This window comes from Methylobacterium sp. A49B (assembly GCF_053346215.1).
The window spans coordinates 13,548-30,653 of the sequence record NZ_JBKFBO010000094.1; the positions used below are offsets into that span (position 1 = coordinate 13,548).

Here is a 17,106-nt window from a genome sequence, read left to right on the forward strand (position 1 = left end):
CGCGGTCACGCGCCTGGTCGGGACTGGGCGGGCACGCCGCGCAGGCGCCGCACCTGCCGGGAGATCCGCTGACCCATCTTCTTCAAGGGCAGCACGTACAGGCCCGAGAGGGATTGGTAGTCGGCCACATCCCGATCCATGAGGCCGAACTTGAAGTCCTCGTCGGGGTGCGGGACGCACAGGGTCCCGAACAGACGGTCCCAGAACGAGAACAGGAGACCGAAATTCTTGTCGTAGTGCTGCGGCGCCGTCGAGTGGTGAAGCTGATGCCAGTGTGGACACAGGACCACATTGTTGAGCGGCCCGAACGAGATCTTGAAGTGCGTGTGCCGGACGAAGTCCATCATCAGGATGTTGCGCATGATGTAGACGTTGATGCCAAACACCGTCAGCTCGACCGGGTTCAGGGACAGGAGGCTCCAGATCCCGAAGCAGATCCCGGGGATCACCCCGTCCCAGGCGCGGTTCATCAGCTCATCCAGCGGGTGCACCCGGTCCTTGGTGATGCCCACCATGACCTCGGCCGAGTGGTGGACCTTGTGCAGCTCCCACAGGAACGGGAATCGGTGCTGGGCCGTGTGATAGAGATAGTAGGACAGGTCGTAGGCCAGCAGCATCGTGGCGGTGAACACCACGATGGTGATGGGCCCGGGCTCGCCGAAGACCGGATGGTCGATGCCGAACAGCGCGCCCAGGAGCCGGTTGGTCGCGTAGCCGACCGCCACCACGAAGGTCACCCCCGCCGGGATGAGCAGGAACGGCATGATTGCCTTGCGGGTGACGTAGAACAGCAGGTCCGCGCGGGCCGAGGGATGGGTGATCACCGCGCGCGGGAGCGCGAACTCGAAGAACTCGGCGAACGAGTACCGCTCCGCCGTCCTCAGATAGGCGATCAGGGCGCAGCACAGCGCTGTCGCGAACAGCAGGCCGGCGGCGAGCAGGTTCTCGCCCGAGAGCTTCTCGGCGATCTGCTGGATGAAGTGGGCGACATCCATGAGTGCGCGTTCCCTTCGCCGAGCCCGTTCCCTCGCTATCGCCGCACAGTCGCCGCCGGATCCGATTCTGCCTCAGCAGGCAGAAAGGTCTGCGAACCGGGCTTCCAGGAGCTTAGTGCCGCGCGACTTGTCCACCAAAAACCGAATCCGTCATCCGTGCGCCGGGATACAGCCAACGAGCTGAACTTTTGTTAAACCCGCGCCGGATATACGTGCCGTCTTCGCCCACTCCTCAGAGGCTCGGTCGCGTCGAATGTTGCGCCTCCGGAGCCGCCGTGCGCGGCCCGCCCAGGGTCGTTCGGACCATGGCGGCGATCCCGTCCGCCGCAGACTTCTCGGAGAACACGCTCTCGTAGCGCGCCCGTGCGGCCTGGCCGAAACCCCGCCAATGCTCAGGATCCGAGATCATGCGCATCAGGGCCTCCGCGATCGGCTCCGGCCCGCCGGGCGGTACGATCCATCCGGTCTTGCCGTCCTCCACGACCTCCGGCAGACCACCGATCGCGGTCACCAGAGGCGGTACGCCGTACGACATGGCCTCGATCGCGACCCGGCCGAGGGATTCGGGCTTCTGCGACGGCATCGTGACCACGTCGGCCCAGCGATAGAGCGGCGCGGGATCGGACACGAAGGGCTGCAGGCTGACATGCTCGGAGAGGCCTGCCGCCTCGATCCGCGCCGTCAGGGCCCGCTCACGGGCCTCGTCCTCGAAGGCGCTCCCGACGATGCGCAACTCGATCCGCCGCCGCATGGCCTCGGGCAGCGAGGCAAGGGCCTCGACCAAAACATCCTGACCCTTGATCCCGCTGATCCGCCCGAGCATCAGCATCCGGAGTGGACGGCGTCCATCGTAATCCGCCGGCTTCGCCCCCGGCGGTCCGGCGATCCCGTTGTAGACCACGCAAGCGGTCACCTGCGCCGGAAGCGCATAGACCCGCTCGGTGGCGCGCGAGTTGAACACGACGTGGGCACCGCTCCACAGGATGAGGGCGCGCAGAACCTTCAGCACGACCCCGTCCGGAAGTTCGTGGACGTGCACGATGCTGCGGCCCGGCCGGAACCGCGCGGCCAGGAGGTAGTCCGCCACCACGGTCGTGTTGATGTAGACGAGGTCGCTTGCGCGGAGACGCCGGTACGCGCGCAGCACCGCGAGCGGCAACACCATCAGACCTAGGGTGGCGAGACGTGCGAGGTCCTTCCGTCGCAGGATCCACAGGGGCTCGATCGACACCCGGCTCGCGAAGGGCGTCAACGCCGCCACGATCGGGCCGCTGCGCGGCAGGACGACATCGATCTGCGCGGTCGGATGGATGGTTCGGAGGGTGCAGACCGTTTCGACGAAACACCGGTCGGAACCGTAGAGTTCGAAACCCTGATGCACACAGGTGATGCGCAGGCCCGAGCCGACGTCGCTCGCGGATCGCGCGTCCCCGGGTGTTGTCCTCGCCGCCCCGGTTGCTACGTAAGTCGTGCGCAAGATCGTCTCGTTTGTCAGAGGGATCATTAATAAAATTAACCTACAACCATAGGTTGCAATATCGATTTCGCGACGATATTATTGTGATACTTTTATATTAGGATGGGCAAAATGGGAAGGAAGGACCATGCCTGACCGCGCGCCGACGGTACTTATTCTCGGAACGCGCGGGATTCCGGCAGCCCATGGCGGCTTCGAGACTTTCGCCGAGCGTCTCGCGATTTACCTTGCCGGCCGCGGCTGGCGCGTCGGCGTGTACTGCCAGCGCGATGTCGAGCGGGTAGAGACCCGGGTGGCGTCCCGAATGTGGAATGGCATCGAGCTGATTACCGTAGAAGTCGGCCTGCGCGGCCCGGCCGCGACCCTCGCCTTCGACGCCGTCTGCGCCCATGACGCGGCGGCGCGCGGCGGCGTTGCCCTCGTGCTCGGCTACAACGGCGCGGTGTTTCTGCCCTATCTGCGCGCCCGGGGCGGACGGATCCTGACCAACATGGACGGTATCGAGTGGCGCCGGCCGAAATGGCCGCTTCCGGTCCGGGCCTTCTTCTATGCCAGCGAATGGATCGCGGCTTGGTCCTCGCATCGGCTCGTGGCTGACCACCCGATCATCGCCGACCACCTCGCCCGGCGGCGGCCTCGGCGCGACATCGCGACGATCCCCTATGGCGGCGACCCGCCACCCGAAGGCCTCGGGTCACCTCCGCTCGGCCTTGAGCCCGACCGGTACCTGATCTCGATCGCCCGCATCGAGCCGGACAACAACATCCTCACCCTGGTCGAGGCGTTCTCGCGCCGACGCCGTGGCGCGCGGCTCGTCGTGCTCGGCGCGATGAGGGTGGGAAACCCGTACCACCGGGCGGTGGAGGACGCCGCGTCGGAGGAGGTCCTGTTCCCCGGCGCGATCTACGAAGCCGAGAAAGTGCAGGCCCTGCGGGTGCACGCGCGCGCCTATCTCCACGGACACACGGTGGGCGGCACGAACCCTTCGCTGGTCGAAGCCCTCTGGGCTGGGAGCGCCGTCGTCGCCCACGACAACCCGTTCAACCGCGGCACGGCCGGAGAGGGGCAGTTCTACTTCTCGGACGGAGATTCCTGCGCCGCCGTCATCGAGCAGGTGCTCACCGACACGCCGACGGTCGCCGGCGCACGCGCGGCGGCTCGGGAGCGGGCCGAGGACTTCCGCTGGGACGACGTGCTGGCCGCCTACGAGGACACGCTGCGGCAGGTTGGCAATTACCCGCCGGCACCGACCCGCGCGGTACACCACCCCGGGGCCGTGGCATCCGCGCCGCGGCCGGCGCCGGTCGGTGCCACGACCGGGACGGGCTGGTGAGGGCGAGCCGGCGGGCGCTGCTGGCGGGCGGCCTGGCTGCGGCGGGCGCGCACGCGCTCCCGGCCCGCGCCGCCGAACCGCAGTCGCTGCGCCGGGGCATCGCGCTGTGGCCCTGGTTCTCGCTCACCACCGAGTACCCGGCGCCGCGGACCGAATACGCGTGGCCGCCGTTCCAATCGGATCGGCCGACACCCACGGACTCCGATCTGCGCCGCCTCGCCGCTCTGGGGTTCGACTTCACGCGGCTTCCCCTCGACCCCGGTCCCTTCGTGGCCTTCACGGGCGCGCGGCGGACCGAACTCCTCGCCAGCCTCTCGGCGGCGATCGACGCGGTGCTGGCGACCGGGATGCGCGTGCTGGTCAACGTCCAGGCAAACGCGGCGACCCATCACTACACGCCGGACGCCTTCTACGGCTCCGATCGTGCACCCCTGTTCCCGCTCTACCGGGATCTCGTGGCCGAACTCGCCCGCCTGTGCGCCCGCAAGGGCCTCGACCGGGTGGCGCTTGAGCCGGTCAACGAGCCGCCGCAGGCCTGCGGCGCCGACGCGTGGAACCGCGTCCAGGCCGCACTCCTCACCGCCGCCCGGGCGGCGGCCCCGTCGCTGACCCTTGTGGCGACGGGCTCCTGCGGCAGCCTGGTCGCCGGGCTGACGGCCCTCGACCCGGCCGCCCTCGCGCGATACGCGCCGCTCCTCTACACCTTCCACTTCTACGAGCCGTACCTGTTCTCCCACCAGGGCGCACCGTGGCTCACCGAGGAACCGTTCTACCGCTGGCTCAACGCGGTGCCGTGGCCTGGTTCGCGCGGCACGCTCGCGGAGACCCTGGCCGCGGTGCAAGCCCGGATCGATTCCGACCAGACGGTCTCCTCGGCCGAGAAGATCCGCGACCGCGCCGTGATCGAGGGGAAGCTGCGCGAGTATTTCGAGGCCCGGCCCGGGCCCGACTACCTCGCCGCCGCGATGGCGCCGGTCTCGACCTGGGCCGATCTCTACGGCATCGCGCCGCGGCACGTGCTCATCGGCGAGTTCGGAGCCCTGCGAACCGATGTCCGCTACACGGCGGCGCGGTCGATCGACCGGGCGGCCTATATCCGTGACGTGCGCGAGGCTGCGGAGCGAGCCGGCTTCGCGTGGTCGTTCTGGAACCTGTTCGACGGTCTCGGCCTCATGGACGAGGCGCACATGCCCGATCCCGCTCTGGTGGCCGCCCTCGGCCTGCGGGCACGGCCCTGAGCTTCCGTCAGGTCCGGGCCCGGTCCGTCCCGATCGGAAACAGGACGATGAGCATCAGGACGAACTTGGCCAGCATCGTGGTCTTCCCGGCCAGCCCCTCGAAGGTGTTCACCAGGATCACGAAGGTCAGGATCGGCAGCCAGGCGCCCCGGCGGCACGCGCGGGCGACCTCGGCGAGGTAGAGGCCCACCGCGACGACCAGAAGCGCCGTCACCAGGATGCCGTGATAGAGCAGGTCCGAGACGATCGAGTTCTCGATCCCCCATTCGAGGCCGTAGATCCTTCGCAGGGTGCTGACCTGGAGGATGTCCGGGCCGATGAGGAGATCCCGGAACGGGATCGCGCTGAAGATCGCCAGCATGTCGACCCGCGCCTGGGCGCTGCCGCCGTCGGACACGAACCGCTCCAGCAAGGTATCGAAGAAGCCCGCGGCGGCCAGGACGGTCACCGCCACCGGCAGCATCGTCAGGGCGAAGCACGCGCAGGCCGCCGCGGCGAGCGGGATGCGGCCGCCGCGCAGGCTGCGGTGGAGCGCGAAGAGGCCGACGCCGGTGCCGAGGACCAGAGTCGTCACCGTGGCGGAGCGACCGCCGAACACCACGAGGGCGACGACCTGCAGGGCGATCATTCCGGCGCGCAGGGCCGGGCCGAGCCGGCCACCACCCTGGGCCAGGGCCAGGATGTAGCACGCCGTCATCGTGGCGTTGACGAGGGGGTGTCCCTGAAGCGCCGCCGAGCGGGTGTCGGTCTCGAAGGCCATGCCGTCGAAGCGGAACGGAAAGAAGCGCTGGCCGCTGACGAACTCGAACAGCCCGAGCAGGGCGTTGGCGAGCATCACGAGGTGGAACACGGTCTCCAGGCGCCGCAGCGTCGCGGCATCGCGGTCCATGAGCAGGATCGGAACGAGGCCGGCCAGCACGAACGTGTCGATCGAGCCGGCGAGGCCGGTCCCGCCGCGGGCCGCGATCAGCACGAGGAGCAGGACGCCGCAAAGCGCCAGCAGCACGCAGGCGGGGCGGCGGTTCAGCGCCCGGACCACGGGGAGCACCGGGTTGCCGGCGCGCAGCAGCGTCCAGCCGGTCAGAGCCACTGCCAGATAGGTGGCCGGGTGGATCTTGGACGGCGCCGAACCGCTGATCCCGTCGTAGTTGATCCCCAGCGCCCAGAGCAGGCCCCCCGACACGCCGACGAGGATCAGCGTCCAGAGGACGAAGGCGAGGGATTCGATCCGCGCCAGCCCGCGCGGCAACGGTCGCGGGAGCCCGCGCCGGATCGCGATGCTCCTCGGCGACGCGGCGGAACGGCGGGCGAGGCCCTGCGGTTGGGCTGCCCTCACGCGCTCCGCCTCTTCAGGAGCAGGGAACCGGAGATCGGCCGGCCGAGGGCTTCGGAGGTGTCGACCAGGTCGATGAGATCGCGCTGGCGCGTCGCGCCGTTGCAGGCGACGAGCAGCACGCGGTCGGCCGCCGCGGCGACGGGGCCGAGCCGCAGGTTTTCCGTGAGGACGCCGCCGTCCAGGATCACCAGCTCGAACCGGCCCTTCACCCCCGCGAGAAAGCGGGTGATGTTGCCGGGCGTCAGGGCGTCGCGGATCGGCTTCCCGGTGTCGCCGAGGCCGATCTGGCGCGCGCCCGTCTTCGGATCGGTCTGGGTCACGGCGTTCAGGCTCTGCTCGCCGCGCAGGATGTCGAGGAGCCCGCCCGCACCGGAGCCGTCGCTCCGCAGGTCGGCATCGACGAGCAGCACCCGGTCACCGCGCCCGACCGCCACGGAGGCGAGCAGCTGGATGACCGCCCGGCGCTCGGCCTCGTCCGACTCGCCCGAGGTCACTAGGAGCGCCTGCGAGGGGCCCGCGGTGCCCGACGTCGCCGCGAGGTGGTCCAGCGTGAGGCTCGCCGCCGCCGCATTGGCGCCGCGCGGCCGCAGCCCGGGGAGAACCGCCATCACCGGCGCGTTCGAGATCCGCTCCAGCTGGCGCGGTGAGAGAACCGTCGGCGCCACGTATTCCCGCGTCAGCGCGAGGCCGGCGCCGAGCCCGAGGCCGCCCACCAGCGCGGCCGCCACCAGGATCAGACGCGGCGGCCAGCTCGGATCCTGCGGCGGTCGGGCCGCCGTGATGATCCGGGCGTTGGAGCTGTCGATGCTGGTCTGCTCCTTGATCTCGCGGGCGCGCACCAGGAAGGTGTTGTAGACCGTGCGCGACGCCTCGACCTCGCGCTCCAGCTCGCGGAGCTGAACCGACGACTTGGCGGTCGTCGCCGATTGCCGCTGGAGCCGCTCCAGCTCGGCCGTCAGCGTCCGCTCGTTGGCCTGAGCCCGCTGGTACTCGGTCTCGGCCGCGCCGGCGATGCGGTTCAGCTCGGCGTCGATCAGCCGGCGGACGTCCTGCATCTGGGTGCGCACCGCGGCGATGAACGGATGGCGCTCGCCCAGGTTCGTGCGCAGATCCGCCTCCTTGGCGGCGAGTTCGGCATACTGGCCGCGCAGGCGGTCGATCACCGCCGACTGGACCGCCTCCGGCATCGCGCCCGACCCGATCGCCTGACCCCGCGCGTCGCGGATGCCCTGCAGGCGCGCCTTGGCCTCGGCCGTGCGGGCCCGGGCCGCGACGAGGCGGGCGTTCGAATCGGTGAGCTGCTGCTCGTTCACGAGCCGGCCGCTGGAGGTGATCAGGCCGTTCTGCGCCTTGTAATCCTCGAGCTTCTTGTCGGCCGCGCTGACCGCGTTGCGCAACTCGTCGAGGCGGCCGCGCAGATCGCCCGCAGCCCGCTTGGCGGCGTCGGAGCGGGCTTCCGTCTGGTCGGCCAGATAGGCGCCCGCGATGGCATTGACGATGCGCGCCGAAAGATCGGGATCCGTCGTGGTGACAATCACGTCGATCACGAAGACCTTGTCGGCGCGCTTCACCGCGAGCTTCCGGCGCAGCTGGTCCAGGGCCCGGCCTCGCGGATCGACGCGTCGCTCGGGTTTCGGGCCGACGACCATCGCGCGCAGCGACGCCAGGGTGCGCGCAACGGCGCTGTCCTGGGGGACGCCGAATCCCGGCTCGGTCTCCAGCCCCGCCTGAGCAACGGCGCGCCCCAGGACCGCGTCCGACTCGATCACCTTCACTTGGCTCTCGACCTGCGCGATGCCGCCGTCCGGCGATAGCGCGCCCGGGTTGACGTCGTTGGAGACGACCTGCCGGTCCCGCGGATCAATCAGGATCTGGGCGGTCGCCGTGTAGAGGGACGGCGCGATGACAGCGTAGGCCAGGACCGCGAGGCTGAGCAGGAGTGCCGTGCCGAACACGAGCGTCTTGCGTCGCCACAGGATTCGCCACAGGTCGCCGAACTCCGCGGTGGTATCCGGCCGGCCTTGGGCCGGTCGCTCCGGGTGCGGTTCCTGCATGGGAGACAGCCAGGTCGCGACAGCGATGTTATGGTCGATCTGTGTCACGATCGGTCACCGTCGTCTCGATCTGGTTCAGCCCCGAGCGGGTAACACCCCCTCCCGCAAGAGTCGCGCAGGCGAGAGGCGCGCAGGCAACTGGCAAGCCGTCAAGACTGCGGTGGCTCCATGAATGCGCCGTCTTTACTGGAATGATGGTGAACATTCCCGCGAAGTCCGGTCTCCTCCTCCTGGGTTATCACTCCCGTTACGGTTCAGGTCGTAGACGGGAACCGTGTTCGTGATCGACGAACCTCCGCGCCGAGCGGGAGCGCGAGCATCGATGCATGTGAGAGTTCGCCTGGACGGTGCGCGGCCCGTCCGATGGCACGCCGCATTACTGCGGCGCATCTCCGGGTTGCCGGGGATCCGCGCCGTGAGCATCGACGATGCACCCGCGACCGAGGTTTGGCCGGCGACGGCAGACCTGCTGTTCCGTCTTGAAGCCCTGGTCCACGGCCTGCGCCCGGTGGGCTCGGCGGCGCTCGCCGCCGCCGAGCTCGACCGGTGGCGCCGGACCGACGCCGCGCCCGATCTCCTGCTCGACCTCTGCGGCGACGCGCCGACGGGGCCGGGTACCTGGCAGCTGGCCTACGACGGACATAGCGGCGCGGCGGCGTTGCTCGCGAGCCTGGTCGCGGGAGGGGTGCCGCGGCTCGACCTCGTCGAGAACGGAGCGGTCGTCGCCGTGGGCCGCCTCGGTGCCGATCGGCCGGGGATCGTGCTGGCGAGCTTCGACGACGCGCTCGCCCGCACGGCGACGGTCATCGCCGCTGCCCTGCGGCGCCGAGCTTCCGGGCAAATCGCACCGGTCTCCGCGGCGGACGGGCCGGCCCCGCGCGCCGTCTCGCTGCCGATCCCGGCGCTGGGGGCGCGCACCGGCCGCATGCTCGCTGGCGCGCTCGTTCACCGGTTGTACCGGCTCTGCTACAACGCTCCCCACTGGCGCTGTGGCTGGCGCCGCCTGGACGGGCCCGACCTGATCGCGCTCGGGCATCTCCCCGACGCGGCCTGGACCGTGCTCCCCGACGACGGCCGGCGCTTCTACGCCGATCCCTTCCCGATCGCCGTCGGCGGAACGACGCACCTGTTCGTCGAGGATTTCCCCCACGCCACCGGCAAGGCGATCATCTCGGCGGTCCGGTTTGGTCGGGATGGTCCCGAGGGGGCGCCCATCCCCGTCTTGGAGGAGGCCCACCACCTCTCGTACCCGTTCGTCTTCGAGCGCGACCGTCACGTCTGGATGGTGCCGGAGAGTTCGGCCGCCGGCACGGTCGACCTGTACCGAGCGACACGCTTCCCCGGCGGCTGGGTGAAGGAGGCGACGCTGCTGTCCGGCGTGGTGGCGAGCGACGCCACGCTCGTCGAGCATGGGGGGATCTGGTGGATCTTCGCCACCGTCCGCGACGCGGAGCCCGGGGCGCCGGCCGGGTCGGGCTCCTTCCACGACGCGCTGCACCTCTGGTCCGCGCCCGATTTCCGGGGGCCGTACACGCCGCATCCGGCCAACCCGGTGCTGGTCGATCCCGCCTTCGCGCGCCCGGCCGGGCAGATGGTCGCGCGGGACGGGGCGCTGATCCGCCCGGTCCAAGACTGCGCCGAGGGCTATGGCCGCGCCCTGGCGCTGGCGCGGATCGATCGGCTCGACCAGGAGGGGTTCGCCCAGACCATCACTGCGCGCATCGGGCCCGGACCGGCGTGGCCGGGCAGTCGCCTCCACACGGTGAATGCGGGTGGCGGGATTGAGTGCATCGACGGGTCCGCCCGCGCCCTCCGGTTCCGAAGACCGTCCCGACACGGACACGCCTCGGTCAGCCGCGAAGGCCGAGTGCCCGGCGCGGATTGTCGATGACCGGACTGACCGCTCGTCCCGGACGGGCACTGTCCGGAACGCACGATGCGTCCGATTTCCACCGGCGCGGCCCTGGCGGGAACGCGCCCGGACCGCTACATGGTGTCGGCGGGGCTGCAGAGTTCGTCAGGAGCACTTTCCCCGGGGCCTTATCGACTCCCTCGGGAGCTGTCCCTGGCCTCGTCCCTGGACTTGGCCAACACGGCGCCCACCTACGCTGTAGGTTTCCCGGGATCGATCCTCCAACGGCTCACGTGGCTCCGCACTCATCCTCTTCAGAAACCGGCGACTCGGGCGCGGCACGCAAGGCCGAACTCCGTCAGGCGGCGCTCGCCGCCCGCGATGCCCTTGACCCGGACGCCCGGCAGGCCGCTTCCGCGGCGATCGTGCATGCGCTCCTCGCGCTGCCCGAACTCACCAGTGCCCATCTCGTCGGCGCCTTCTGGCCCATCCGCAGCGAGGTCGATCCGCGTCCCGCCGCCCAAGGCCTGCTCGGCCGCGGCCAGCGCGTGGCCCTGCCGCACGTCACACCGGATGGCCTCGTGTTCCGGGAATGGCGCGCCGGGAACGCGCTCGTCGCCGGACGCTTCGGCCTCAGCGAGCCCGATCCGTCGCTGCCGCCCGTCGAGCCTGACGCCCTTATTGTGCCGCTGGCCGCCTTCGACCGGGCCGGCCAGCGCATCGGCTACGGCCGCGGCTACTACGACGGCGCGATCACCCGCCTGTCCCGCTCCCGCCCCGTCCTCACGGTCGGCATCGGCTTCGCCGCCCAGGAGGTCGAACATGTGCCCGCCGAGCCGCACGACCGGCCGCTCCGGTTCGTGATCACTGAGGCGGGTGTGATCCGCTGCGACGGGGCCGCCTGACCGATGCGGCTGCTCTTCCTCGGCGACGTCGTAGGGCGGTCCGGCCGCACCGTGGTCTGCGAAAACCTGCCGCGCCTGCGTGAGCGCTGGCGCCTCGACTGCGTGGTCGTCAACGGGGAAAACGCGGCCGGCGGCTTCGGCATCTCCGAGGCGATCTGCGACGAGCTGATCCAGGCCGGTGCCGATGCCGTGACGCTCGGCAACCACAGCTTCGACCAACGTGAAGCGCTGGTGTTCATCGCCCGCCAGCCGCGTCTCGTGCGTCCGGCGAACTACCCGCCCGGGACTCCCGGCCGCGGCGCGACGGTCATCGAGACGCAGGGCGGCGCCCGGGTGCTCGTGGTCAACGTGATGGGCCGCGTCTTCCTCGACGCGATGGACGATCCCTTCGCGGCAGTGGAGCGTGAGATCGAGGCCTGCCCCCTCGGGGCGGCGGCCGACGCCGTTGTGGTCGATGTCCACGCGGAGGCGACCAGCGAGAAGCAGGCCTTCGGCTACTATCTCGACGGCCGCGCGAGCCTCGTCGTGGGCACCCACACTCACACGCCGACCGCCGACCACCGCATCCTCCCGGGCGGCACCGCCTACATGTCGGATGCCGGCATGTGCGGCGACTACGATTCGGTGATCGGCATGCAGAAGGACGAACCGATCCGCCGCATGATCCAGAAGACGCCGGGCTCCCGCTGGGAGGTCGCCGTCGGGGAGGCGACCCTCAGCGGCATTGCCGTGGAACTGGATGCGCGCGGCCTCGCCACGCAGGTGTCCGCGCTCCGTCTGGGTCCGCATCTCGAGCAGAGCCGGCCGCATTTCTGGGACTGACGCTCGCGTCTCCGTATCGGCTACCGGTTCGGCAAAGGGACAAGTCGTCTAGAAGGTTGGCGTTGACCCCGATCGCAACACGGGCCGGGATGGGCACTGGCGTGTCCTTCGCGTGACTTGATCGCGTGCGGGCCTCACACCACAGTGGCCGCAACGGACGCCGCCGGCGACCGAACCACGAGATCAGGCTAGAGCGATTGATGGCCGCCCGCGATACCGGCGAAGTCAAGAGAGAGCCGCTGGCGCGGCCCGGGATCTATCTCGGACGCATGCTGGTCTTTCTGATCCTGGTCGGCTTCCTGGCCTTCATCCTGTTCAAGCAGATCACGCCGGCATTCCTGGCCAATCCCGGGCTCAACGGTCTCATCCTCGGTGTGCTGCTGATCGCCGTCCTGATCGCGTTCGGGCAGGTTATCCGGCTGTTCCGCGAGACCAGCTACGTCAACGCTGTGGCGAGCGGCGCGCAGGCCAAGCGGCCGCCGGCGCTGCTGGCGCCCATGGTGCCGATGATCGCCGCGCGTGCCGCCGGGACAACTCTGCCGGGCACCGCGGGCTATCTGGACACGATCGCGGCGCGTCTCGACGAGGGGCGCGAGATCCTGCGCTACATCGCCGGCATCCTGATCCTGCTCGGCCTACTCGGCACGTTCTGGGGCCTGATCGACACCCTCTCGGCGGTGGGCGGCGTCATCAAGGGCATGCGCGGGGGCGGCGATGCCGGCGTGATGTTTGACGAACTGAAATCTGGCCTCGCGGTGCCGCTGTCCGGCATCGGCCTCGCGTTCTCGGCCTCGCTGTTCGGCCTCGCCTCGTCGCTGATTACGGGCTTCCTGGAATTGCAGGCGGGCCAGGCCCATGCCCGATTCCACAACGACCTGCAGGATTGGCTGATGTCGGGCGACGCCGTTGCCGAGACGGCGGGCGCGCCGGCCGTATCCACTACGCTTGGCTCGCAGGAGCTGAAGGAGGCCGTGGACCGCCTGACCGCCCTGGTCGCCGAGGGCGGTAGCAGCCGTGCCGCCACCCTCGCCATGACCAACCTCGCCGAGGGCATCCAGGGTCTCGTGCAGCACATGCGGGCCGAGCAGCAGATGATCCGCGACTGGGTCGAGGCGCAGGCGAGCCGCGAGCGCGAGCTGAAGCAGGTGCTCGACCGGCTCGGCCGGGAGCGGGTCTGATGGCCTCCACGGCGGCGCGATCCCGCCGGACCCTCAACGTCTGGCCCGGCTACGTCGACGCGCTGGCGACGCTGCTTCTGTCGGTGGTGTTCCTGCTGACGGTGTTCGTGGTCGGCCAGTTCTTCCTGTCCCAGGAGCTGACCGGCCGGGACGAGACCCTGGCCAAGCTCAACCGGCAGATCGCCGACCTCACCGATCTGCTGGCGCTGGAGCGCTCGAGCCGCCGCAATCAGGAGGACGAGGTCCGCAACCTCCGCACGACGCTGGCCGGTGTCGAGAGCGAGCGCGATCAGGCCCGGACGCAGGCCGAGGCCGCCACCGTCAGCCAGGGTGCTGCGGCGCCGCTCGACAAGCAGCTTGAGGCGGAGCGCGGTGCCACCAAGCGGGCGCTGTCGCAGATCGATCTGCTCAACGAGCAGATCAGCGCCATGCGCCGCCAGCTCGCCGCCCTGGAGGACGCGCTGGCGGCTTCGGAGAGCCGTGACCGCGAATCGCAGGCGCGCATTGCGGAGCTCGGCAGCCGCCTGAACGTGGCGCTGGCGCAGAAGGTCCAGGAACTCGCCAGATATCGGTCCGACTTCTTCGGACGCCTGCGGCAGATCCTCGGCAATCGCTCCGATATCCGCGTCGTCGGCGACCGGTTCGTGCTCCAGTCCGAGGTGCTGTTCCCCGCAGGTTCCGCGACCTTGAAGCCCGAGGCCGGACCGGAACTCGACCGGATCGCCGGCGCCATCTCGGATCTCGCCAAGCAGATCCCTTCGGATCTGCCCTGGGTCCTGCGGGTCGACGGCCATACCGACGCGCGCCCGATCAACACGGCGCAATTCCCGTCGAACTGGGCGCTCTCGGCCGCCCGCGCCATCGCGGTGGTGCAATACCTCGCCGGCAAGGGCATCCCGCCGCAGCACCTCCTGGCCGGAGCCTTCGGCGAATTCCAGCCCCTCGACGCCGGCACCACCGAAGAGGCTTACGCGCGCAATCGCCGGATCGAGATGAAGCTCACCGAGCGGTAGCCAGTGCCTGCGCGTGCGAATATTGATCTGCCTGTCGCGACGCAATTTGCATGAATTATGGGTCGAAGCCGGATCATTTTGACTTGAAGGCTGATCTTTTCAGATGCGGCGGGCTCCGATCAAGACTGATTGAGAAGAAAGACCTTCGAAGCATGGCGTGGATCTCGGGTCTGTGTTGAATTAACGCTTCGTTATCCATGGCTCAGCATGGTGCTGGCATCCCGCGGAGGATGCCCTCGATGTCGAGTCTCAACAGGTCTGCACGTCCCGACGAAGCGGAGACGTTCTCTTCGGGCACGCCGACGGCGGCGGTCCTAGTCGAGGGTGCTCCGGGCTACGAGGCCGGCGCCATCGCGGCTGCGATGCAGGTCTTCGAGGATGGGTTGGCCCATCTGATGACGCGCAGGCCGGATGCCGTCGTCTCAAATGCCGGCTGTGCGGAGGACGTGACCGGCCTGTTGGCCGCGATCGCCAGCCAGACGAGCCTGATGGCGCTCAGGGCCTCGATCGAATCGACCCACGACGGTGCGGCGGGACGGGGCTTCGCGGCGGCCGCCGCCGATGTGCGAAGCCTGGCCCGGCAGATGGCGCGGGCCACCGACACGCTGGTTTCGCAGGTCGGCCAAATTCAGGCTGCCGCCGAGCGGGCGCAGGACGCATTTGCTGCGGAGCGGCGCGGACGCGCGAATAGCGTCGCGGTCTAAGTCCCTTCACTTTTCGGCCGCGCCACCCAAGCGGTGTGGCCCCGGTCAGCCCGCCAGTGCCGCCCTTTAAGAAGAGATTCCGGACGTTATTCCGGCGATCAGGAGCGGCACCGCCGTGCCCGGCCGACAGCGTCCGGCGCGCACGTCGTGGAGCAGGCCCGCAAAGACCCTCATCGTCGGTCGGGCCGACCAGCCTACGCTCCTGGCGCGCCAACCCAGCGGGTGCCGCGCGCGGTCGCGCGTCGGCAGGGCGGCAGTTCATACCGCGGCGGGAGGGCCCGTCTCTGCCTACTCCCCGGCCGGCAACCGCTCGCCGCGGGCGCGGGGTTCCTTGCCGCGGGCGGTCTCGTCCAGAGCATCGGTGAACTGCAGGTTCGCGAGCTGCGCGTAGAGCGCACCTTGTGTCAGCAGGCTTTCGTGGGTCCCGGTCTCGACGATGCGGCCGTCGTCGAGGACGAGGATCCGGTCCGCCGCGCGGATCGTCGCGAGTCGGTGGGCGATCACCAGGGTGGTGCGGCCCTGCATCAGCGTGTCGAGGGCCGCCTGCACGGCGCGCTCCGATTCCGCGTCGAGCGCCGAGGTGGCCTCGTCGAGGAGCAGGATCGGCGCATCCTTGAGGATCGCCCGGGCGATGGCGATGCGCTGGCGCTGGCCGCCCGACAGTGTCACGCCGCGCTCGCCGACCTGGGTCGCGTAGCCCTGCGGCAGTGCCGTGATGAAGCCATGCGCGTTCGCGAGTTCGGCGGCGCGCCGCACGTCCGCCTCGCCCGCCTCGGGGCGGCCGTAGCGGATGTTCTCGCTGACGCTCCCGGAGAACACCACCGGATCCTGGGGGACCAGGGCGATACGGGCGCGGAGGCGCTCCGGGTCAACCTTCACGATGTCGGCGCCGTCCACCAGGATCCGGCCGCCCTGCGGGTCGTAGAAGCGCAGCAGCAGCTGGAAGACGGTCGACTTGCCGGCTCCGGAGGGGCCGACGAGGGCGATGCGTTCGCCGGGCGCGGCCGCGAAGCTGAGGCCGTCGAGGGCAGCATGCCCGGGCCGCGTCGGATAGGTGAAGCGCACGGCCTCGAAGTCCACCGCGCCGCGGGCGGGTTCGGGCAGCGGAAGCGCCGGCAATGGGGCCTGGATCGCTGGCTCCGCGGCGAGGATTTCGGTCAGCCGCTCAGCCGCCCCAGCCGACATGGCGAGATCGCCGTAGACCTCGGAGAGCTGGCCGAGCGCCCCGGCGCCGAAGACCGCGTAGAGCACGAATTGCGAAAGCTCGCCGCCGGTCATGGTGTGGTTCAGGACACCCTGCGCCCCGTACCACATCACCCCGACCACCGAGGCGGAAATCAGGAAGATCGCCACGCCCGTGAGCAGCGCCCGCGCCCGGACCGAATCGCGGGCGGCCGCGTAGGCATCCTCGGAGGTGGCGGCGAAGCGGGCGGCCGTGCTGGCCGAGCGCCCGAAGGCCTGCATGATCCGCACGGCCCCGACCGCCTCGGCGGCGTACGCGGAGGCGTCGGCCAAGCGATCCTGCGCGGCCCTGGAGCGGCGGCGGACCCCGCGGCCGGAGACGATCAGCGGGAAGACGATCACGGGGATCGCCGCAAGCACCATCACGGAGAGGCGCGGGCTCGTGATCACCATCATGGCGGTGGCGCCCACGAAGAGGAACAGGTTGCGCAGCAGGATCGAGACCGAGACGCCGAAGGCGGACTTGATCTGCGTAGCGTCCGCGGTGAGCCGGGAGACGATCTCGCCAGACTGCGCGCGGTCGAAGAAGGCGGGATCCAAGATCGTCAACCTTGCGAAGACGGCGCTGCGCAGGTCGGCCACCACGCGCTCGCCCAGGGTCACCACGGTGTAGACGCGGGCCGCGCTCGACAGGGCGAAGGCCGCCACGACGCCGAGGAGCGCCAGGAAGTAGGCGTCGATCACTTCGGAGCCATCGGCTGTGAAGCCGTGGTCGATCACTCTGCGCATGGCGATCGGCACGACGAGCGTCGAAGCCGAGGCACAGATGAGGGCAATCAGTCCGGCGACGATCCGGCCGCGGTAGCGCAGCGCGAACGGAAGCAGCGGCCGGAGCGCGCTCAGCGGGGCTTTTGGGCGGCCTTCGGTGGCCTTGTTCTTACGAGCCATCACGCCTCACGTGTCAGTCGATCTTCCGGTCCGCGGCGCTTGTGACCGGAGAGAGCCTGCGGTATACGC

At 69.9% G+C, this 17,106-nt stretch carries 13 protein-coding genes and 1 other RNA gene; 9 read left to right on the plus strand and 5 right to left on the minus strand.

Annotated elements, in window-relative coordinates:
• Window positions 1-5: 5 nt before the first annotated feature.
• Window positions 6-995 carry a sterol desaturase family protein gene (locus tag ACLBX9_RS13430; protein ID WP_447719280.1) on the minus strand — a complete coding sequence of 330 codons (990 nt, stop codon included), beginning with the start codon at window positions 993-995 and terminating at the stop codon, window positions 6-8.
• Between the two features lie 232 nt (window positions 996-1,227).
• Window positions 1,228-2,499 (minus strand): glycosyltransferase family 4 protein, encoded by a 1,272-nt coding sequence (locus ACLBX9_RS13435; protein ID WP_447719281.1) that lies wholly within the window; start codon window positions 2,497-2,499, stop codon window positions 1,228-1,230.
• 100 nt (window positions 2,500-2,599) lie between these two features.
• Between ACLBX9_RS13435 and ACLBX9_RS13440 the strand changes: the two genes are divergently transcribed.
• Together ACLBX9_RS13440 and ACLBX9_RS13445 are read left to right on the plus strand one after the other, a co-directional pair.
• Entirely contained in the window at window positions 2,600-3,805 is a 1,206-nt protein-coding gene (locus tag ACLBX9_RS13440) for a DUF1972 domain-containing protein (RefSeq protein WP_447719282.1), read from the plus strand.
• Window positions 3,802-5,043 (plus strand): glycoside hydrolase family 5 protein, encoded by a 1,242-nt coding sequence (locus ACLBX9_RS13445; protein ID WP_447719283.1) that lies wholly within the window; start codon window positions 3,802-3,804, stop codon window positions 5,041-5,043. Before ACLBX9_RS13440 ends, ACLBX9_RS13445 begins: the two co-directional genes overlap by 4 nt.
• A 7-nt stretch (window positions 5,044-5,050) precedes the next feature.
• Here the strand turns inward: ACLBX9_RS13445 and ACLBX9_RS13450 are convergent, their stop codons facing one another.
• Both ACLBX9_RS13450 and ACLBX9_RS13455 read right to left on the minus strand, forming a co-directional pair.
• On the minus strand, window positions 5,051-6,379 hold the full coding sequence (locus ACLBX9_RS13450) for a VpsF family polysaccharide biosynthesis protein (protein WP_447719284.1): 1,329 nt from the start codon (window positions 6,377-6,379) through the stop codon (window positions 5,051-5,053).
• Window positions 6,376-8,481, minus strand: coding sequence for a GumC family protein (locus ACLBX9_RS13455; RefSeq protein WP_447719285.1), 2,106 nt, complete (start codon window positions 8,479-8,481; stop codon window positions 6,376-6,378). The genes ACLBX9_RS13450 and ACLBX9_RS13455 overlap by 4 nt, the downstream gene beginning before the upstream one ends.
• A gap of 274 nt (window positions 8,482-8,755) precedes the next feature.
• Between ACLBX9_RS13455 and ACLBX9_RS13460 the strand changes: the two genes are divergently transcribed.
• The 7 genes from ACLBX9_RS13460 (at window position 8,756) to ACLBX9_RS13490 (ending at window position 14,907) form a co-directional block, all read left to right on the plus strand.
• Window positions 8,756-10,324 carry a glucosamine inositolphosphorylceramide transferase family protein gene (locus tag ACLBX9_RS13460; RefSeq protein WP_010682771.1) on the plus strand — a complete coding sequence of 523 codons (1,569 nt, stop codon included), beginning with the start codon at window positions 8,756-8,758 and terminating at the stop codon, window positions 10,322-10,324.
• Between the two features lie 108 nt (window positions 10,325-10,432).
• A non-coding RNA gene (gene ssrS, locus ACLBX9_RS13465) (6S RNA) lies at window positions 10,433-10,589 on the plus strand.
• Window positions 10,579-11,190, plus strand: coding sequence for a 5-formyltetrahydrofolate cyclo-ligase (locus ACLBX9_RS13470; protein WP_447719286.1), 612 nt, complete (start codon window positions 10,579-10,581; stop codon window positions 11,188-11,190). The genes ssrS and ACLBX9_RS13470 overlap by 11 nt, the downstream gene beginning before the upstream one ends.
• A gap of 3 nt (window positions 11,191-11,193) precedes the next feature.
• Complete coding sequence (locus tag ACLBX9_RS13475; protein WP_010682773.1) at window positions 11,194-12,012, plus strand: TIGR00282 family metallophosphoesterase; 819 nt, start codon at window positions 11,194-11,196, stop codon at window positions 12,010-12,012.
• Window positions 12,013-12,212: 200 nt separating this feature from the next.
• Window positions 12,213-13,190: a flagellar motor protein MotA gene (locus ACLBX9_RS13480; RefSeq protein ID WP_447719287.1), complete on the plus strand. Its 978-nt coding sequence runs from the start codon at window positions 12,213-12,215 to the stop codon at window positions 13,188-13,190.
• A complete protein-coding gene (locus tag ACLBX9_RS13485; protein ID WP_447719288.1) occupies window positions 13,190-14,203 on the plus strand; it encodes a peptidoglycan -binding protein in 1,014 nt (337 codons plus the stop codon). The genes ACLBX9_RS13480 and ACLBX9_RS13485 overlap by 1 nt, the downstream gene beginning before the upstream one ends.
• A gap of 239 nt (window positions 14,204-14,442) precedes the next feature.
• The gene (locus ACLBX9_RS13490) at window positions 14,443-14,907 is read left to right on the plus strand and encodes a methyl-accepting chemotaxis protein (protein ID WP_447719289.1); all 465 of its coding nucleotides are present in this window, start codon (window positions 14,443-14,445) and stop codon (window positions 14,905-14,907) included.
• Window positions 14,908-15,195: 288 nt separating this feature from the next.
• Here the strand turns inward: ACLBX9_RS13490 and ACLBX9_RS13495 are convergent, their stop codons facing one another.
• Window positions 15,196-17,037: an ABC transporter transmembrane domain-containing protein gene (locus tag ACLBX9_RS13495; RefSeq protein ID WP_447719290.1), complete on the minus strand. Its 1,842-nt coding sequence runs from the start codon at window positions 17,035-17,037 to the stop codon at window positions 15,196-15,198.
• Between the last annotated feature and the right edge of the window lie 69 nt (window positions 17,038-17,106).

Excerpts from the sequence above, each read along its gene's own strand:
- ACLBX9_RS13430 (WP_447719280.1), bottom strand. The coding sequence starts at position 995 with ATGGATGTCGCCCACTTCATCCAGCAGATCGCCGAGAAGCTCTCGGGC.
- ACLBX9_RS13435 (WP_447719281.1), bottom strand. The coding sequence starts at position 2,499 with ATGATCCCTCTGACAAACGAGACGATCTTGCGCACGACTTACGTAGCA.
- ACLBX9_RS13440 (WP_447719282.1), top strand. The coding sequence starts at position 2,600 with ATGCCTGACCGCGCGCCGACGGTACTTATTCTCGGAACGCGCGGGATT.
- ACLBX9_RS13460 (WP_010682771.1), top strand. The coding sequence starts at position 8,756 with ATGCATGTGAGAGTTCGCCTGGACGGTGCGCGGCCCGTCCGATGGCAC.
- ACLBX9_RS13475 (WP_010682773.1), top strand. The coding sequence starts at position 11,194 with ATGCGGCTGCTCTTCCTCGGCGACGTCGTAGGGCGGTCCGGCCGCACC.
- ACLBX9_RS13480 (WP_447719287.1), top strand. The coding sequence starts at position 12,213 with ATGGCCGCCCGCGATACCGGCGAAGTCAAGAGAGAGCCGCTGGCGCGG.
- ACLBX9_RS13485 (WP_447719288.1), top strand. The coding sequence starts at position 13,190 with ATGGCCTCCACGGCGGCGCGATCCCGCCGGACCCTCAACGTCTGGCCC.
- ACLBX9_RS13490 (WP_447719289.1), top strand. The coding sequence starts at position 14,443 with ATGTCGAGTCTCAACAGGTCTGCACGTCCCGACGAAGCGGAGACGTTC.
- ACLBX9_RS13495 (WP_447719290.1), bottom strand. The coding sequence starts at position 17,037 with ATGGCTCGTAAGAACAAGGCCACCGAAGGCCGCCCAAAAGCCCCGCTG.